Source organism: Pseudomonas sp. NPDC087817 (assembly GCF_044742875.1).
Taxonomy (GTDB): Bacteria; Pseudomonadota; Gammaproteobacteria; order Pseudomonadales; family Pseudomonadaceae; genus Aquipseudomonas.
This window is the reverse complement of sequence record NZ_JBIUVJ010000019.1, coordinates 66,109-81,999: the sequence shown is the minus strand read 5'-3', so window position 1 is coordinate 81,999 and position 15,891 is coordinate 66,109. Positions and strand designations below refer to the sequence as shown.

At 59.7% G+C, this 15,891-nt stretch carries 14 protein-coding genes; 6 read left to right on the top strand and 8 right to left on the bottom strand.

Going from position 1 to position 15,891, the window contains the following annotated elements; translation table 11 throughout:
* Positions 1 to 5 precede the first annotated feature (5 nt).
* The 5 genes from ACIONG_RS15320 to ACIONG_RS15300 all read left to right on the top strand — a co-directional run bounded on the left by ACIONG_RS15320 (position 6) and on the right by ACIONG_RS15300 (position 4,971).
* A complete protein-coding gene (locus ACIONG_RS15320; RefSeq protein WP_401300659.1) occupies positions 6 to 1,325 on the top strand; it encodes a TRZ/ATZ family hydrolase in 1,320 nt (439 codons plus the stop codon).
* Between the two features lie 58 nt (positions 1,326 to 1,383).
* Positions 1,384 to 2,082 carry a bifunctional 2-polyprenyl-6-hydroxyphenol methylase/3-demethylubiquinol 3-O-methyltransferase UbiG gene (gene ubiG, locus ACIONG_RS15315; protein ID WP_025113081.1) on the top strand — a complete coding sequence of 233 codons (699 nt, stop codon included), beginning with the start codon at positions 1,384 to 1,386 and terminating at the stop codon, positions 2,080 to 2,082.
* A 4-nt stretch (positions 2,083 to 2,086) separates the two neighbouring features.
* Entirely contained in the window at positions 2,087 to 2,758 is a 672-nt protein-coding gene (mupP, locus tag ACIONG_RS15310) for an N-acetylmuramic acid 6-phosphate phosphatase MupP (protein WP_213026235.1), read from the top strand.
* 184 nt (positions 2,759 to 2,942) lie between these two features.
* Positions 2,943 to 3,683, top strand: coding sequence for a YciK family oxidoreductase (locus tag ACIONG_RS15305; RefSeq protein ID WP_103305667.1), 741 nt, complete (start codon positions 2,943 to 2,945; stop codon positions 3,681 to 3,683).
* A gap of 361 nt (positions 3,684 to 4,044) precedes the next feature.
* Complete coding sequence (locus ACIONG_RS15300) at positions 4,045 to 4,971, top strand: GGDEF domain-containing protein (protein ID WP_103305666.1); 927 nt, start codon at positions 4,045 to 4,047, stop codon at positions 4,969 to 4,971.
* 137 nt (positions 4,972 to 5,108) lie between these two features.
* Here the strand turns inward: ACIONG_RS15300 and ACIONG_RS15295 are convergent, their stop codons facing one another.
* The 7 genes from ACIONG_RS15295 to ACIONG_RS15265 form a co-directional block, all read right to left on the bottom strand.
* A complete protein-coding gene (locus ACIONG_RS15295; RefSeq protein WP_371919323.1) occupies positions 5,109 to 5,870 on the bottom strand; it encodes a TenA family transcriptional regulator in 762 nt (253 codons plus the stop codon).
* Between the two features lie 79 nt (positions 5,871 to 5,949).
* Entirely contained in the window at positions 5,950 to 8,409 is a 2,460-nt protein-coding gene (locus ACIONG_RS15290) for an EAL domain-containing protein (RefSeq protein WP_213026237.1), read from the bottom strand.
* A 201-nt stretch (positions 8,410 to 8,610) separates the two neighbouring features.
* Positions 8,611 to 10,437 (bottom strand): ABC transporter ATP-binding protein, encoded by a 1,827-nt coding sequence (locus tag ACIONG_RS15285; RefSeq protein ID WP_401300650.1) that lies wholly within the window; start codon positions 10,435 to 10,437, stop codon positions 8,611 to 8,613.
* A complete protein-coding gene (locus tag ACIONG_RS15280; protein ID WP_172828209.1) occupies positions 10,430 to 11,032 on the bottom strand; it encodes a DsbA family protein in 603 nt (200 codons plus the stop codon). The genes ACIONG_RS15285 and ACIONG_RS15280 overlap by 8 nt, the downstream gene beginning before the upstream one ends.
* 35 nt (positions 11,033 to 11,067) lie before the next feature.
* Positions 11,068 to 12,009 carry a rhodanese-related sulfurtransferase gene (locus tag ACIONG_RS15275; protein ID WP_401300648.1) on the bottom strand — a complete coding sequence of 314 codons (942 nt, stop codon included), beginning with the start codon at positions 12,007 to 12,009 and terminating at the stop codon, positions 11,068 to 11,070.
* A 300-nt stretch (positions 12,010 to 12,309) separates the two neighbouring features.
* A complete protein-coding gene (locus ACIONG_RS15270; protein WP_064588634.1) occupies positions 12,310 to 12,609 on the bottom strand; it encodes a BolA family transcriptional regulator in 300 nt (99 codons plus the stop codon).
* Positions 12,610 to 12,621: 12 nt separating this feature from the next.
* Positions 12,622 to 13,143: a DUF2059 domain-containing protein gene (locus tag ACIONG_RS15265; protein WP_103305660.1), complete on the bottom strand. Its 522-nt coding sequence runs from the start codon at positions 13,141 to 13,143 to the stop codon at positions 12,622 to 12,624.
* A gap of 193 nt (positions 13,144 to 13,336) precedes the next feature.
* Here ACIONG_RS15265 and ACIONG_RS15260 point away from each other — a divergent pair, with 193 nt between their 5' ends.
* Positions 13,337 to 14,731, top strand: coding sequence for a class II fumarate hydratase (locus ACIONG_RS15260; protein ID WP_401300644.1), 1,395 nt, complete (start codon positions 13,337 to 13,339; stop codon positions 14,729 to 14,731).
* A 105-nt stretch (positions 14,732 to 14,836) separates the two neighbouring features.
* Here ACIONG_RS15260 and ACIONG_RS15255 read toward each other — a convergent pair whose 3' ends face one another.
* Positions 14,837 to 15,796, bottom strand: coding sequence for a DMT family transporter (locus ACIONG_RS15255; protein WP_213026241.1), 960 nt, complete (start codon positions 15,794 to 15,796; stop codon positions 14,837 to 14,839).
* Between the last annotated feature and the right edge of the window lie 95 nt (positions 15,797 to 15,891).

The following is a 15,891-nucleotide window of genomic DNA, read 5'->3' as shown; positions in this document are numbered from 1 at the left end:
CTGCCATTGCGCTCGACTTATTATTGCTGCCGACCTGGCTGGTACCCGTCGAACCTGCAGGCGTTGTGCTCAAGGAGCACGGCCTGGGCATCCGCGACGGTCGCATCGTGTTTATCGGCCCGCGCGCCGAAGCGTTGAAATGTAACGCCACGGAAATCCGCGAGCTGCCGGATGTGCTGCTCGCTCCCGGCCTGATCAATGCGCACGGCCACGCGGCGATGACGCTGTTCCGTGGCATGGCCGACGATCTGCCGCTGATGACCTGGCTGGAAAACCACATCTGGCCGGCCGAGGCCAAATGGGTCGATGAAGACTTCGTCCGTGACGGCACCGATCTGGCCATCGCCGAGCAGATCAAGGGCGGCATCACCTGCTTCTCGGACATGTATTTCTTCCCGAAGGTTGCCAGTGAGCGTGTACACAACAGCGGTATCCGTGCACAAATCGCCATTCCGATCCTCGACTTCCCGATTCCCGGCGCCAGCAGCGCCGATGAAGCCATTCGTCAGGGCGTCGAGCTGTTTGGCGACCTCAAGCATCATGAGCGGATCAAGATCACTTTCGGCCCTCATGCACCCTACACCGTCGGCGACGAGAACCTTGAGAAAATCCGCGTGATCGCCGAGGAGCTCGACGCCTCGATTCACATGCACGTCCATGAAACTGCCTTTGAAGTCCAGCAAGCGCTCGAGCAGCGTGGCGAACGGCCGCTGGCCCGCCTCGGCCGACTCGGTTTGCTCGGCCCGCGCTTCCAGGCGGTGCACATGACGCAGATCAGCGATGACGACCTGGCGTTGCTGGTAGAAAGCAACACCAGCGTGATCCATTGCCCGGAATCGAACCTCAAACTGGCCAGCGGTTTCTGCCCGGTGGAGCGTCTGTGGCAGGCTGGGGTGAATGTCGCCGTCGGCACTGATGGTGCAGCGAGCAATAACGACCTCGACCTGCTGGGTGAAACGCGCACCGCCGCACTGCTGGCCAAAGCCGTCGCCGGCTCGGCCACCGCGCTCGATGCCCACCGCGCCCTGCGCATGGCCACTCTCAACGGCGCGCGGGCGCTGGGCATAGAATCGCAGGTCGGCTCGCTGGAAATCGGCAAAGCCGCCGACATCGTCGCCTTCGACCTCTCCGGCCTGGCCCAGCAGCCGGTCTATGACCCGGTTTCGCAGCTTATATATGCCACCGGTCGCGATTGCGTGAAACATCTGTGGGTCGCCGGCAAACAATTGCTCGACGACCGGCGCCTGACGCGTATGGACGAACAACAGCTGGGCGCCACCGCCCGCACCTGGGGCCAGCGCATCAGCGGCCACACCAAATCGTAAACACCGCGGAACACAATCCGCGGCTACAGCCTTTTTCAAGTTTTTCGAGGAATTGAACATGAGCAACGTCGACCACGCCGAAATCGCCAAATTCGAAGCCCTGGCCCATCGCTGGTGGGATCGTGAAAGCGAATTCAAACCGCTACACGACATCAACCCGCTGCGGGTCAACTGGATTGACGAGCGGGTCAATCTGGCTGGCAAGAAGGTCCTCGACGTCGGTTGCGGCGGCGGCATTCTCAGCGAAGCCATGGCCCAGCGCGGCGCCACCGTGATGGGCATCGACATGGGCGAAGCGCCATTGGCGGTGGCGCAACTGCATCAGCTGGAATCCGGCGTCAGTGTCGAATACCGGCAGATCACCGCCGAAGCTTTGGCCGAAGAAATGCCCGAGCAGTTCGACGTAGTAACTTGCCTTGAGATGCTTGAGCACGTGCCCGACCCATCGTCAGTGATCCGCGCCTGCTTCCGCATGGTCAAACCGGGCGGCCAGGTGTTCTTCTCGACCATCAACCGCAACCCGAAGGCGTACCTGTTTGCCATCGTCGGCGCCGAATACATCATGAAGCTGCTGCCGCGCGGCACCCACGACTTCAAGAAATTCATCCGCCCGTCCGAGCTGGGCGCCTGGAGCCGCATGGCCGGCCTGACCGTCAAGGACATCATCGGCCTGACCTACAACCCGCTGACCAAGCACTACAAACTGGCCAACGACGTTGACGTCAACTACATGATCCAGACCCTGCGCGAGGAGTAAGCCGATGGCCATCAGAGCAGTCCTTTTCGACATGGACGGCACCCTGCTCGACACCGCGCCGGACTTCATCGCCATTTGTCAGGCGATGCGCGCGGATCGCGGCTTGCCGCCGATGAACGACAAGCACATCCGCGATGAAATCTCCGGCGGCGCCAAAGCCATGGTCGCGGTGACTTTCTCGATGGACCCGGAATCGCCGGGCTTCGAGCAATTGCGTCTGGAATTCCTCGAACGCTATCTGGTTGGCTGCGCAGTGCACAGCAAGCTGTTCGACGGTATGGGTGAACTGCTGGCCGACATCGAGAAAGCCAATCTGGTTTGGGGCGTGGTGACCAACAAGCCGCTGCGCTTCGCCGAGCCGATCATGCAACAACTGGGGCTGGCCGAGCGCTCGGCGCTGCTGATCTGCCCCGATCACGTGAAAAACAGCAAGCCGGATCCGGAGCCGTTGATTCTTGCCTGCAAGATGCTTGATCTGGATCCGTCGACGGTTCTGTTTGTAGGCGATGATCTACGCGATATCGAGTCGGGCCGCGATGCCGGTACAAAAACGGCAGCGGTGACGTTTGGCTACATTCATCCGGATGACAACCCACGGCACTGGGGTGCGGATGTTGTGGTGGATCATCCGTCGGAGTTGCGCAAGGTGCTCGATAGCGCGCTTTGCAGCTGCTGACCCGACTGTTTGCAGGAGCCGTTTGTGGCGAGGGGATTTATCCCCGATCGATGGCGAAGCCGTCGTTAAACCTGCACGTCAAATCGACCTGAAAGAATGCTGGGCTGCTGCGCAACCCATCGGGGACAAATCCCCTCACCACAAAGGGTGAAGCAGGTCTTCATGAATGGATTGTGAGGTTTTTATGTTCGATTACTCCGCTCGTCCCGAATTGCTCAAGGATCGGGTCATTCTGGTCACCGGTGCCGGGCGCGGCATTGGCGCGGCTGCCGCCAAGACCTACGCCGCGCATGGCGCTACCGTGCTGCTGCTGGGCAAGACTGAAGCGAATCTGACCCAGGTTTACGACGAGATCGAAGCGGCGGGCCATCCGCAACCGGCGGTGATTCCGTTCAACCTCGAAACCGCCCTGCCCCATCAATACGATGAGCTGGCAGCGATGATCGAAAGCGAATTCGGTCATCTTGACGGTCTGCTGCACAACGCCTCGATCATTGGCCCACGCACGCCGATCGAGCAGTTGTCCGGCGAAAACTTCATGCGCGTCATGCAGGTCAACGTCAACGCCATGTTCATGCTCACCAGCACTCTGCTGCCACTGCTCAAGCTGTCGCAGGATGCTTCGGTGGTGTTCACCTCCAGCAGCGTCGGACGCAAGGGTCGGGCCTACTGGGGCGCTTACGGCGTGTCGAAGTTCGCCACCGAAGGCCTGATGCAAACCCTCGCCGATGAAGTCGACGGCGTGGCGCCAGTACGCGCCAACAGCATCAACCCGGGCGGCACTCGCACCAGCATGCGCGCGCAGGCTTATCCGGGAGAAAACCCGCTGAACAATCCGACTCCGGAGGAAATCATGCCGGTCTATCTGTACTTGATGGGCCCGGACAGTACCGGCATCAACGGCCAGGCATTCAACGCACAGTAATGCCATACGTCGCATTTGTTGCCGTGGCGGATTACCGTCGCGGCACGCATTTGCCGCTGCCTGCCGTCACATAACAGTCAAATATCCAGCACAACCTCCTTACCTTTCATATCAAGTCGTTGATTTATAACGGGTTAAATAAAACCGAACCGAATGGCACGACTTTCGCTCTAATTTTCCTCAAAGCATGCCGTGTGAAGGCAATGGGGCAAGGCCTGATTCGATAGCTGACTAATCGTCATCAGGCAGACTAAACTTACGCCAAATGTCCTACGGGACTGATGGATCAGTATGACGCGCAGCCCATAGCCGCTCTCACCCAGCCTGTAAGACAGACTTACTGCTTAGGGGCTCACGCCATATGAAATCACCCTCCCAGACCAATGCAATTGACTTTGACAGTGCCAAATTGCAACGCCTGGGCTTTGGTCAACTGCCTCCCCTTCTGGAGCGACCGACCAGCCTGGCGCAACTGCGCCAGCAAATGAGCCTGCAACTGCAAACCAGTCTTGAACCGCAACGGATCCTCGGTCTGTTCTTCCGCGAAGTACAACGTCTTGTGCCGCTGGATGCCTTGAGCTACGCGCATCAGGGCAGTGACCTGCGCCTGGAATTCGGCGCCCGAGGCCATCATTCGGTCAGCTACAGCTTGAGCCACGAAGGCGAGCACATGGGCGAACTGGTGTTCCGGCGCAATCAACGTTTCAACGAACAGGATCAGGGCAATCTCGAATCGCTGCTGTCGTCGTTGCTGTTTCCGATGCGCAATGCCCTGCTCTATCGCGCCGCGACGCAAAGCGCATTGCGTGATCCGTTGACCGGCGCCGGCAACCGCATCGCCATGGAGCAAACGCTGCAACGCGAGATCGAAATGTCGCGTCGGCATCTGCAACCTTTATCCGTGCTGATGCTCGATATCGACCACTTCAAACGCGTCAATGACAGTCATGGACACAGCGCTGGCGACACCGTGCTCAAAGCCGTGGCCGCATCGATCAAGGGACAGTTGCGCAACGTCGACATGGTGTTTCGCTATGGCGGGGAAGAGTTTCTGATCCTGCTGTCCAACACCAGCCGGGAAGCGGCGGCGATGGTCGGCGAGCGTCTGCGCTATGCGGCGCAGGCGGCGGAGTATTACGCGGATGGGCAACTGATCGAGCTGACGGTCAGCCTCGGTTGCTCGACCCTGCTTCCGGGCGAATCGGTAGAAAGCCTGTTGCGCCGCGCGGACAGTGCGCTATACGTGGCCAAACGCGAAGGACGTAATCGCTTGGCGATGGCGGGCTGAGTCCCTCCAAACACCACAAAACAGTGTGGGAGCGAGCCTGCTCGCGAATGCGATCTGACATTCAACAATGAGTTGACTGACACACCGTTTTCGCGAGCAGGCTCGCTCCCACATTTGGTTTTGCGTTTAGCCGAATATCAGCTCTCGACCACGGCCCTGCGCTCACGACTTACCAGCAAACGCTCCGACGTTTCGAGCTGCATGCAGCGTTCCAGGAACAGGTACATGTAGTCATAGCTCTTGCAGATCGCCTGACGCAGCTCGGCCTGCAAAGCCTTGCTCGGGTTCATGCCCGCCAGGGTGCAGATGATTTCCAGCGCCTCCCACGGATGAGCATCATCGTATTGGGCGTGCATCTTCAGCCACTTCATCGCCCGCTTTCGGTCTTCTTCGGGGAACGCAGCGGCGTAAACCCCGGTAGAACAGACCAGCGCCGACCACTCCCCGGTCGCGCCTTCGATAGCGTAATTGGTCGCGGCGATGGCCACGATCAGCGAATCGGCAGAACTGGTGTGCCAGCACCAATGACTCAGCGCATGCAGTTCGGGCGGCACGTGCTGGGCTTGGAGATCTTCCAGACTGACGCCGTGCGCGCGACTCCAGTGCACCCAGTAATCGGCGTGATTGAGTTCAACGCGGATGTTGCGCATCAACCAGCGCCGCGCCATGTCTTCGCCCGGGTGACGGGCAAATTTGGTTTTGGTGAGATTCTGCGCCATGTACAAGGCAAATTGCTCAACCACCGGCCAGCCCCCGATCAGGTACTGGCGCATGGTTTTGGCGCTGAGCTTGTTATCGCGCATGCGCAGATACAACTCATGTTCGACAACCCGGCGCTTGCTCTCGCTGCAATCCTCGATCAGCTGTTGTGCCCAGCCGGGATAACTTGCAGCTTCCATGAGTGGTCCGGTTCGGTTGAATGTGTCGATCACTGTTCGGCTCCTTTTGATTTGTGATTGTAAGGATCGGCGAGAGATTTCAACGGAACGTGCCAGGCGCTTTGAATAACAGCGGCTGCGGTCTGGCGGGGCGACTTAGCAAACTGTCGCAGGTAAACAATTGCGGGCGTTCAATAACATAACCCTGAGCGTAATCCACACCAATCTCAAGCAATGCCTGCTCGATCTGGGTTGTTTCAACAAACTCGGCAATTGTCTGCTTACCCATGACATGGCCGATGTGATTGATCACTTCGACCATTGCGCGGTTAATCGGGTCGTCCAGCATATCCTTTACGAAACTCCCATCGATCTTCAGGAAGTCTACAGGCAAATGTTTCAGATAAGCGAATGAAGACATTCCGGCACAAAAGTCATCAAGCGAGAAATAGCAGCCCAAGCCTTTGAGTTCATTAATAAATCTGATTGCACTACCCAAGTTTGAAATTGCACTGGTTTCAGTAATTTCAAAACAAATCATTTCAGGCGGAATCGAATAAATAACAAACTGTTCCCGCAGGAAGTGCAAAAACGCGTCATCTCCGATAGTAATGCCTGACAGATTAATCGCACACATTGCTAATGGGCCTTTATGTTCTTGTGCAATACATTGAGCAATAACCTTAAATACGTTTTGCACTACCCAGCGATCCAACTGACTCATCAAACCATAACGTTCGGCGGCCGGAATGAAACTGTCCGGCAGAATCATCCGACCGGCTTCATCGTGCAGACGCAGCAGAATCTCGATGTGCCCACCCTTGCCGTCGCTCGGTTTCAGCGGCGAGATTTCCTGGGCATAGAGGCAGAAGCGGTTCTCTTCCAGCGCCATGTGCAGTCGTTGCACCCAGGCCATTTCGCCGAAGCGCAGCGACAGCTCGGAATCGTCGGCATGGTAGACCTGCACGCGGTTGCGCCCCTTCTCCTTGGCCATGTAGCAGGCCATGTCGGCAGCACGCAGCGAGGCTTCGAGGGTTGTCGGCGTTTGCGCGACATGGACCAGGCCGATACTCACGGTGGTCAGGAAGGGCCGCCCTTTCCAGACAAAATGCAGATTCTGCACGGTCTGGCGCAGCGACTCGGCGATCTTCTCAGCCGCTTCCGGCGCGCAGTTCTCCAGCAGAATGCCGAACTCGTCACCGCCCAGGCGCGCCAGCGTGTCGCCCTCGCGCAGGCCTGATTGCAACAACGTGCAGATGTGCCGCAACAGTTCATCGCCGGCGGCATGCCCGCAGGTGTCGTTGACCAGTTTGAACTGATCCAGATCGAGGAACATCAGCGCATGCCGCCCGGACTGGCGCGTGAGGTTGTGCAATGCCTGTTCCAGGCGATATTCGAACTCGCGGCGGTTGGCCAGCCCGGTCAGCGCATCATGGGTGGCCTGCCACGACAGATTGGCGATGTATTGCCGCTCCTGGGTCATGTCGTGCAGCACCAGCACCGTGCCAATGACCTTGCCGCTATTGCGGATCGGCGCGCCAACCAGCGTCACCGAAACCGTGCTGCCATCCAGACGCTGGATCAGCTTGGAGTGCTCGCTGCCACCACTGAGCTGGCCGCTGAGAATGTGCTCGATCAGGGTCAGGCCTTCGGTCTGGGCGTTGTCGTCGAGCAAGTTGAACAACGCCGCCAGCGGCAATCCTGCGGCCTGTTCGGCCTTCCAGTGGGTCATGGCTTCGGCGGCGGGGTTCATGTAATCGATAGCGCCGCTCACGTCAGTGGTGATGACGCCATCGCCAATCGATTGCAACGTGACATGCGCGCGGTCCTTCTCCAGTTGCAGCGCTTCGGCGAAGGCATGACGCTGCTTGAGCAGTTTGTGCGTGCGTAACAAGGCCAGCACGATCAAGCCCAGCGCCGTGGCCAGGTTGGTGAACAGCAGCAGCCGCAGGATCATCCGCGAGCCTTCGCCCAGGGCATCGCTGAACGCTTTCGCCGCCGGGGTCACGCCGTCATTGATGGCAAAGATCCGCGCCTTCCAGCCCTGGATGTCGGCGCTGCTGGCGCTGTTCTGCGCAATGCTCCGATGCATCTCGCGCGCCACGTCATTGAGCTCGACCAGATAGGCGTCACCCACGGTCCAGCGGTCGATGGCGGTTTCCAGGTAACTGAAATGACGGAAGTTGAGGTACAGCCAGATCAGGCTGGAGACGTCATCGGGGTGATTGCCGCCCTTGAGAATGCCTTCGCGCGCAGCAGCCAGATCCGGCGGCTGGCGATCCAGCGCGAGGCGTAACTGATGGCCGCCCTGAGGCACGGCAATCGCATTCTGGTATTTGAGGAAAATCGACTCGTCACGACTGTCGGCGTACAGATTGAGGTAGTAGATGGCGTCTTTCTGGCCCTTGGACCAGAGACTCTCCCCCGCCACATACCCGCGAACGGCCGACAGCACGTAAAGACTCACGCCCCCCAACAGGGCCTGAAATAACACGACGGCAATAAATGGCCAGACGATGCCCAACAACCGTGGCGTTCCGAGAGTCCGCTTTTGCTTCATGAGATCCCTTGCGCAAGCACTGCCAGATGAACACCGGAAAATACCGCTCCTGACAGCTCAGCCTAGGCTAATTTTCGACATGTCAAAGGGACAGCTCTGCCGTCCTCTATGTCGATCGTGCAACGTTGCTGTCCGCGGAGGTATTCCGGGCGTCTTTAGTCAAAGCAATTCAAGCACTAAGCACAGAAACGCCGACAAAACTCAAGGGCGATGGATTTGTTGCAGGTGGCCATAGAGTTTGGCGTACAGCCCGCCGTCGGCAATCAACTGCTGATGATCACCATCTTCGGCAACCTGCCCGCCATCGAAGACCAGCACCCGATCAGCCTGTTTCACTGCCGACAGGCGGTGGGCAATGATCAGCGTCGTGCGGCCATTGAGAAAGCGCGCCATGGCTTGGTGCAAGTTGTATTCGGTGGCGGCGTCGAGGGCCGAGGTGGCTTCGTCGAGGATCACCACTTTCGGCTCGGCGAGGATCATTCGCGCAATCGCCAGGCGCTGGCGCTGACCGCCAGACAGACGCACACCGGAGCGCCCGACGATGCTGTCGAGGCCGTCCGGCAAGGCGCGGATAGCGGGTTCGAGCTGGGCGATTTCCAGCGCCTGCCAACAGGCTTCGTCGCTGCGGGTGCGGCCCATGGTCAGGTTGGCGCGCACGGTATCGTTGAACAGCGCCGGGTGTTGCAACACCACAGCGACGTTTTCGCGAACCGTCTCCAGGCCGATTTCCTGTTGGGTCGAACCGCCGAAACGGATGGTCCCGGCCAGCGGCGTGTACAGTCCCAACAGCAACTGCACCAGGGTACTTTTGCCGCCGCCGCTGGCGCCGACGATGGCCACCTTCTCACCGGGCGCGATGGACAGGTCCAGCTTGTTCAGCACCAATTCGTCGCCATAACCGAAGCTCAGGCCTTGCACCTGAATGCCCACGGTGTCGCGGCCCTTGAACGGATCGACACCGCCCGGGTACTGCGGCTCATCGGCGCGTGCCAGCAACTCGTTGATCCGCGCCAGCGCACCGCCGGCCGCGTAGTAGGCGTATTGCAGATTCAGCAGCTGTTCCACCGGGCCGATCATGAACCACAGGTAACTGAACACCGCGAGCATCTGACCGATCGACAGGTCGGAAAACAGCACGGTGAGCATCGCCGCCGCACGGAATATATCGATACCGAACTGGAACAGCAGTCCACTGGCGCGATTGGATGCGTCGGTTTTCCACTGCGAGTTGACTGCGTAATTACGCACTTCCTGCGCCCGTAACCCGAGCCGGCCGAGGAAGTAACCCTGACGGTTGCCCGCACGCACTTCCTGAATCGAATCGAGGGTTTCGCTCAGCGCCTGGGTGAAACGCGCCGTGCTGTCGTTCTCGAGTTTCTTCAGATGCTTGACCCGTTTGCCCAACTGCACCGTGGCGTAAATCACCAGCGGGTTGAACAGCAGAATCAGCAAGGCCAGTTTCCAGTGCATCCACATGAGAATGCTCGCGGTGCCGACCAAGGTCAGCATCGCCACCAGAAAACGGCTGAGGGTTTCACCGACAAACTTGTCGAGGGTGTCCAGGTCCGTGACCAGATGCGTGGTCACCGTGCCGCTGCCGAGACTTTCGTACTCGCCGAGGGAAATACGTTTGAGCCGATCAATCAGGCGCACGCGGATGCGATAGACGATGTCCTTGGCCAGCCGTGCGAACAGCCGCGACTGCAACACGCCAAAGCACAGCGCGCTGCATCGCAGTGTCAGGGTGACCACCAGCATGAGGCCGATATAACCCGCCGCTTGCTGCCACATCGTCGGCAGCACATGGTTCATGACTTTCAGCGCGGCGTCGCCGTGGCCGAGCAACACCTCGTCGACCAGCAATGGCAGCAGCAGCGGAATCGGCACGCTGCACAGCGTCGCCAGCACGGCCACGCCGTTGGCGATCCACAGGGATTTGTTGTGATTGAGTGCCAGGCGCCGGACTTCTGCCCAGCTCAGCCGGTCGACACGCTTTACGGCTGGCGTGTCATCGGCGTGGTCAGGCACAGGCGGCGCGCTCCAGCCAGCGGCCGAGCAAGGGCGACAATTCGCTGAGCGGTTGATAGCCGTTGGTGAGCAACGCCAGTTGGCCATTGCGTTCGGCGAGCAAGGTCGGGAAACCGGCGATGCCGAGATCCTGTACCCAACTGAAATCGGCCTGAGTCGCTTTGTGTTGATCGGCATGATCGAACAGCGCGGCGAATTCGATACGCGGCACACCGGCCTGCTCGGCCAGTTCCACCAGTACGCTGGCCTGAGTGACATCGCGACCTTCAGCGTAAAACGCCTGCTGAATCAGCCCAACCAGCGTCCACGCACAATCGGGCGCAAGGCTGCGCGCGGTGACGATCGCGCGGCAGGCAGGTTCGGTGTCGTAAACAAAACCATCGGGCAGCGCGCCGTCGAACTTGAACGGCTGGCCGGTGGCCTCGGTGACCGCTTGCCAGTGCTCAAGGATGTAACGACGCGTGGTCGGTTCCAGCGCCGAACCGCTGCCAGTGCGCAGACCACCGACCACCAGATGCAACTCCACCCCGGCTGCCTGCGCCTGCTCGACCAGTGCCTTGGCCACCGGAGCGAACCCCCAGCACCACGAACACATCGGATCCATCACATAGAGCAGGCGCGCAGACATGGTTAAGCCTCGGTGGATGCTTGCTTATAGTTGTAGCCGATCGGGTGCGGCTGGTTGCGCGCCTTGGCCAGTTCGATCTGCTTCTGCCGATCGGTGGCGCTGCGACGGGTTTTCTCGCTCAGGTTGTTCCAGCAGTGCGGGCAGCTGATACCGGCGACGTAATGTTCGGAGGCGCGATCTTCAACGCTGACCGGCGTGCGGCAGGCATGACATTGATCGTAGTCGCCTTCACTGAGGTCGTGGCGCACGGTCACGCGATTGTCAAACACGAAGCAGTCGCCCTGCCACTTGGTTTCTTCCTGCGGCACCTCTTCAAGGTACTTCAGGATGCCGCCCTTGAGGTGGTAAACCTCTTCGTAGCCTTCACCGAGCATGTAGCTCGACGCTTTCTCGCAACGAATGCCACCGGTGCAGAACATCGCGACCTTCTTGTGCACGGCCGGGTTGAAGTGTTCTTTGATGTAGTCGGGGAATTCACGAAAACTGGTGGTTTTCGGATCGATGGCGCCTTCGAAGGTGCCGATCGACACTTCGTAATCGTTGCGCGTGTCGATCAACAGCACTTCCGGGTCGCTGATCAACGCGTTCCAGTCTTGCGGATCAACGTAGGTGCCGACCTTTTTGTTCGGGTCGACGCCTTCGACACCGAGGGTGACGATCTCTTTCTTGAGCTTGACCTTGGTGCGGTAGAACGGCTGCTCGTCGCAGTACGACTCTTTGTGATCGATGTCGATCATGCGCGGGTCGTTCTTCAACCAGGCGAGCAGGCCGTCGATGCCTTCGCGCGTGCCGGAAACCGTGCCGTTGATGCCTTCTTCGGCGATCAGCAGGGTGCCTTTGATGCCGTTGTCGACCATCGCTTGCAGCAGTGGCTCGCGCAGGTTGACGTAATCTTCGAGGGTGACGAACTTATACAGTGCCGCCACGACAATCGGTTGTGTCATGGGTATTTCTCCAGGTGGCTACCCTCGTAAAGGGTGAACCGGATTCAAAAAAAACGCGCCGACTAAGCGGCGCGTTGCGGATTCTAGCAAAAACACTGTGGTTTTAGGATCTGCTGATGTTTCTGTGGCGAGGGGATTTATCCCCGATGGGGCGCGAAGCGGCCCCAAACCCTGATAATGCGTATTTCAGGCATATCGAGTTCTGTGGTTTTGGGGCTGCTGCGCAACCCATCGGGGATAAATCCCCTCGCCACAAAAATTCCCTCATCACAAAAGCACCACGAACAAAACCGTCCAATATCAGTGTTTGCTACCGCCGGCACAGGTCGGCGACGCCGGGGCGGCGCCGATCTCTGCCCATTCCTGCGGGGTGTAGGTGTGCAGCGCCAACGCATGGAACTCACCCATCAGCTCGCCGAGCGTGCCGTAGACCTTCTGGTGGCGCTTGACCCGGTTCAGGCCCTCGAACTGCGCGCTGACCACCACAGCCTTGAAGTGGGTCTGTAACCCGCGACTGTGCATGTGGCTTTCATCCAGCACTTGCAGATGCTCGGGCTGAAGCAGACCCAGCGTCGATTCGATGCGTTGTTGCATGGTCATCACGAACTCCGCTTACGGCTTTTTCTTGGCCGGAGCAGCGCCTTTCGGGGCCAGCTCGTTGGTCATGTCTTCCAGCAGCTTGTTGACCACCGGTACTGCGCTTTCCAGCTTGGCCTGGGTCATCTGGGCCGATTGCTGGGTCAGCTGCGGCATTTTTTCCAGGACTTTCTTGCCCAGTGGCGACTGGTAGAACGCAACCAGGTCCTTGAGCTCGGATTCGCTGAAGTTGCTGGTGTAGAGCTTGACCATGTCCGGCTTCAGCTTGTTCCAGCCAATGGCCTGGTCCAGAGCGGCGTTGGCCTTGGCCTGATAGGTTTCCAGGGTAGCTTTCTTGGATTCCGGGGCTTTGGTCTGTTCAAAACGCTGGGCGAACATTTGCTGCACTTGCATGTACACCGGGGTACCCAGTTTGTCAGCGTGCGCCAGGGTCAGGAAAGCTTCGGCACTGGCGTTGTGGCTGGCGGTATCGGCAAGCACCTGGCCGCTGGCGCAAACCAGTGCAACCGCGGTACAGATGGCACGAAGACGAGTCATCGAGTTTCCTTTTAAGCAAAGCGAGGTAAAACCCCAAGGGCGACCATTCTGCGCCTAAAAATCGCTGCGGCTCAACCCCCGGGCCTTGCCGCGCTTGATTGACGGGGATTTGCCGGTCAACAATCGGATCGAGGGAACCACCTGGGCCGACACCGGCCTAAACTGCGCAAACAGACCAACAGGAGTGTGCACGATGAGCCGTATCGAAACCGACAGCCTGGGCCAGATCGATGTCCCGGACGACGCCTACTGGGGTGCTCAGACGCAACGCTCGCTGATCAACTTCGCCATTGGTCAGGAACGCATGCCGCTGCCGGTATTGCATGCCCTGGCCCTGATCAAGAAAGCCGCCGCACGGGTCAACGACCGCAACGGCGACCTGCCCGCCGACATCGCCCGCCTGATCGAACAAGCCGCCGACGAAGTCCTCGACGGCCAGCATGACGACCAGTTTCCACTGGTGGTCTGGCAGACCGGCAGCGGCACGCAGAGCAACATGAACGTCAACGAAGTGATCGCCGGTCGCGCCAACGAACTGGCCGGCAACCCGCGCGGCGGCAAGACGCCGGTGCACCCGAACGATCACGTCAACCGCTCGCAAAGCTCCAATGACTGCTTCCCCACCGCCATGAGCATCGCCACCGTCAAAGCCGTGCAGGAGCAACTGCTGCCGGCGATTGCCGAACTGTCCGGTGGCCTCGCCGAATTGGCCGCCCGGCACATGAAACTGGTGAAAACCGGTCGCACGCACATGATGGATGCGACGCCGATCACCTTCGGTCAGGAATTGTCCGGTTTCATCGCGCAGCTGGATTACGCCGAACGGGCGATCCGCGCCGCGCTGCCGGCGGTGTGTGAACTGGCGCAGGGCGGCACCGCGGTCGGTACCGGGCTGAACTCGCCGCACGGTTTCGGCGAGGCGATTGCGGCGGAACTGGCCGCGCTGTCTGGTCTGCCGTTTGTTACTGCACCGAACAAGTTCGCCGCACTGGCCGGCCACGAACCGCTGACCAGCCTGTCCGGCGCGCTGAAAACCCTCGCCGTGGCGCTGATGAAAATCGCCAACGACCTGCGCCTGCTCGGCTCCGGCCCACGCGCAGGTTTTGCCGAAGTACGCTTGCCGGCCAACGAGCCGGGCAGTTCGATCATGCCCGGCAAGGTCAACCCGACCCAGTGCGAAGCGCTGTCGATGCTCGCCTGCCAGGTGCTGGGCAATGACGTGGCGATCGGGATTGCCGCGAGCCAGGGTCACTTGCAGTTGAACGTGTTCAAACCGGTGATCATCCACAACCTGCTGCAATCGATCCGCCTGCTCGGCGATGGCTGCAGCAACTTCCAGCAGCACTGCATCGCCGGTCTTGAGCCGGACGCCGAAGTCATGGCAAAACATCTGGAACGTGGGTTGATGCTGGTGACGGCGTTGAACCCGCACATCGGTTACGACAAGTCGGCGGAAATCGCCAAGAAGGCGTACAGCGAAGGGCTGACCTTGCGTGAGGCCGCGCTGGAACTGGGTTATCTGACCGATGAACAGTTTGATGCGTGGGTGCGGCCGGAAAACATGATCGAGGCTGGCGCCAAGGGCTAAGTCCTTCAGCACCTGAACGTCCGCCATCGCGGGCAAGCCCGCTCCCACAGGGTTATGTGCATACCTGTGGGAGCATGGCTTGCCCGCGATGAACGATGACGCGGTTCAACTCGCTGCCACCTTCAGCCGCCGCGCCTTCAATCCGGCAATCAACGAAGGCCCCAACGCCACCAACGCCGACCCCAGCACCACCAGCACTGCGCCGCCATAACCGAGCGCATTGATCTGCTCGGCATGCACATATTCCGGCCAGACCCCGGCCGCAATCGCCACCGCCCCGAACGTCACCAACGGCGTGATCGCCAACGTCGCACTGACCCGCGATGCCTCCCAATGCGCCAACGCTTCGGCAAACGCGCCATAGGCAATCAACGTGTTCATGCAGCACGCCAACAGCAGCCAGCCCTGCAACGGGCTCAACTCAAGCGCTTCGAGCGGATGCACCCAAGGCGTCAGCAACAAGGCGCAGAACAGGTAGATCACCATCATCACTTGCAGCGAATTCCACACCGTCAGCAATTGCTTCTGACCCAGCGCATAAAAGGTCCAGACCGTCGACGCCAGCAGCACCAGCAACACCCCGGCGGTGTAATCCGACAGCGAGGTCAGCAACTCCGCCAGACGCTGATTGAAAAACAGCACAAACCCGATCAGCAACACCGCCAGGCCAATGCCCTGGCCAATGCTGAAGCGCTCCTTGAACACAAACAGACTGGCGATCAGCAACATGATCGGCCCCATCTGCACCACCAGTTGCGCAGTGCCGGGACTCAGCAGGTTCAGGCCCATCAGGTACAAAACGTAGTTACCGACGAGCCCGAGCACGGCCATCAACACCAGCCAGCCGCCCTTGGGGCCAAGCACTTTGCGGCTCGGAAGGCGTTTGACCGCCGCCAGGTAAATGAACAGACAGCCGCCGGACACCGTCAGGCGAAACCAGGTCACCGTAATCGGGTCCATCACCAGCAAGACCTGTTTGAGCTTGATCGGCAGGATGCCCCACAAAAACGCCGTCAGCAGCGCCAGGAACAAGCCGTACACCCAGCGACCCGATGAAATGTGCATGCGAACCCCGAAGCCTGCCGACAAGTGCGCTCATTCTAGGCTTGGCAACGGACGCAACACAGGGACAGTTCAGGACACGCCGCGAATGAAACTGT

Bases quoted from the DNA above. Each gene is read 5' to 3' on its own strand.
- ubiG (WP_025113081.1), top strand. From the start codon at position 1,384: ATGAGCAACGTCGACCACGCCGAAATCGCCAAATTCGAAGCCCTGGCC.
- mupP (WP_213026235.1), top strand. From the start codon at position 2,087: ATGGCCATCAGAGCAGTCCTTTTCGACATGGACGGCACCCTGCTCGAC.
- ACIONG_RS15305 (WP_103305667.1), top strand. From the start codon at position 2,943: ATGTTCGATTACTCCGCTCGTCCCGAATTGCTCAAGGATCGGGTCATT.
- ACIONG_RS15300 (WP_103305666.1), top strand. From the start codon at position 4,045: ATGAAATCACCCTCCCAGACCAATGCAATTGACTTTGACAGTGCCAAA.
- ACIONG_RS15295 (WP_371919323.1), bottom strand. From the start codon at position 5,870: ATGGAAGCTGCAAGTTATCCCGGCTGGGCACAACAGCTGATCGAGGAT.
- ACIONG_RS15290 (WP_213026237.1), bottom strand. From the start codon at position 8,409: ATGAAGCAAAAGCGGACTCTCGGAACGCCACGGTTGTTGGGCATCGTC.
- ACIONG_RS15280 (WP_172828209.1), bottom strand. From the start codon at position 11,032: ATGTGTTCGTGGTGCTGGGGGTTCGCTCCGGTGGCCAAGGCACTGGTC.
- ACIONG_RS15275 (WP_401300648.1), bottom strand. From the start codon at position 12,009: ATGACACAACCGATTGTCGTGGCGGCACTGTATAAGTTCGTCACCCTC.
- ACIONG_RS15270 (WP_064588634.1), bottom strand. From the start codon at position 12,609: ATGACCATGCAACAACGCATCGAATCGACGCTGGGTCTGCTTCAGCCC.
- ACIONG_RS15265 (WP_103305660.1), bottom strand. From the start codon at position 13,143: ATGACTCGTCTTCGTGCCATCTGTACCGCGGTTGCACTGGTTTGCGCC.
- ACIONG_RS15260 (WP_401300644.1), top strand. From the start codon at position 13,337: ATGAGCCGTATCGAAACCGACAGCCTGGGCCAGATCGATGTCCCGGAC.
- ACIONG_RS15255 (WP_213026241.1), bottom strand. From the start codon at position 15,796: ATGCACATTTCATCGGGTCGCTGGGTGTACGGCTTGTTCCTGGCGCTG.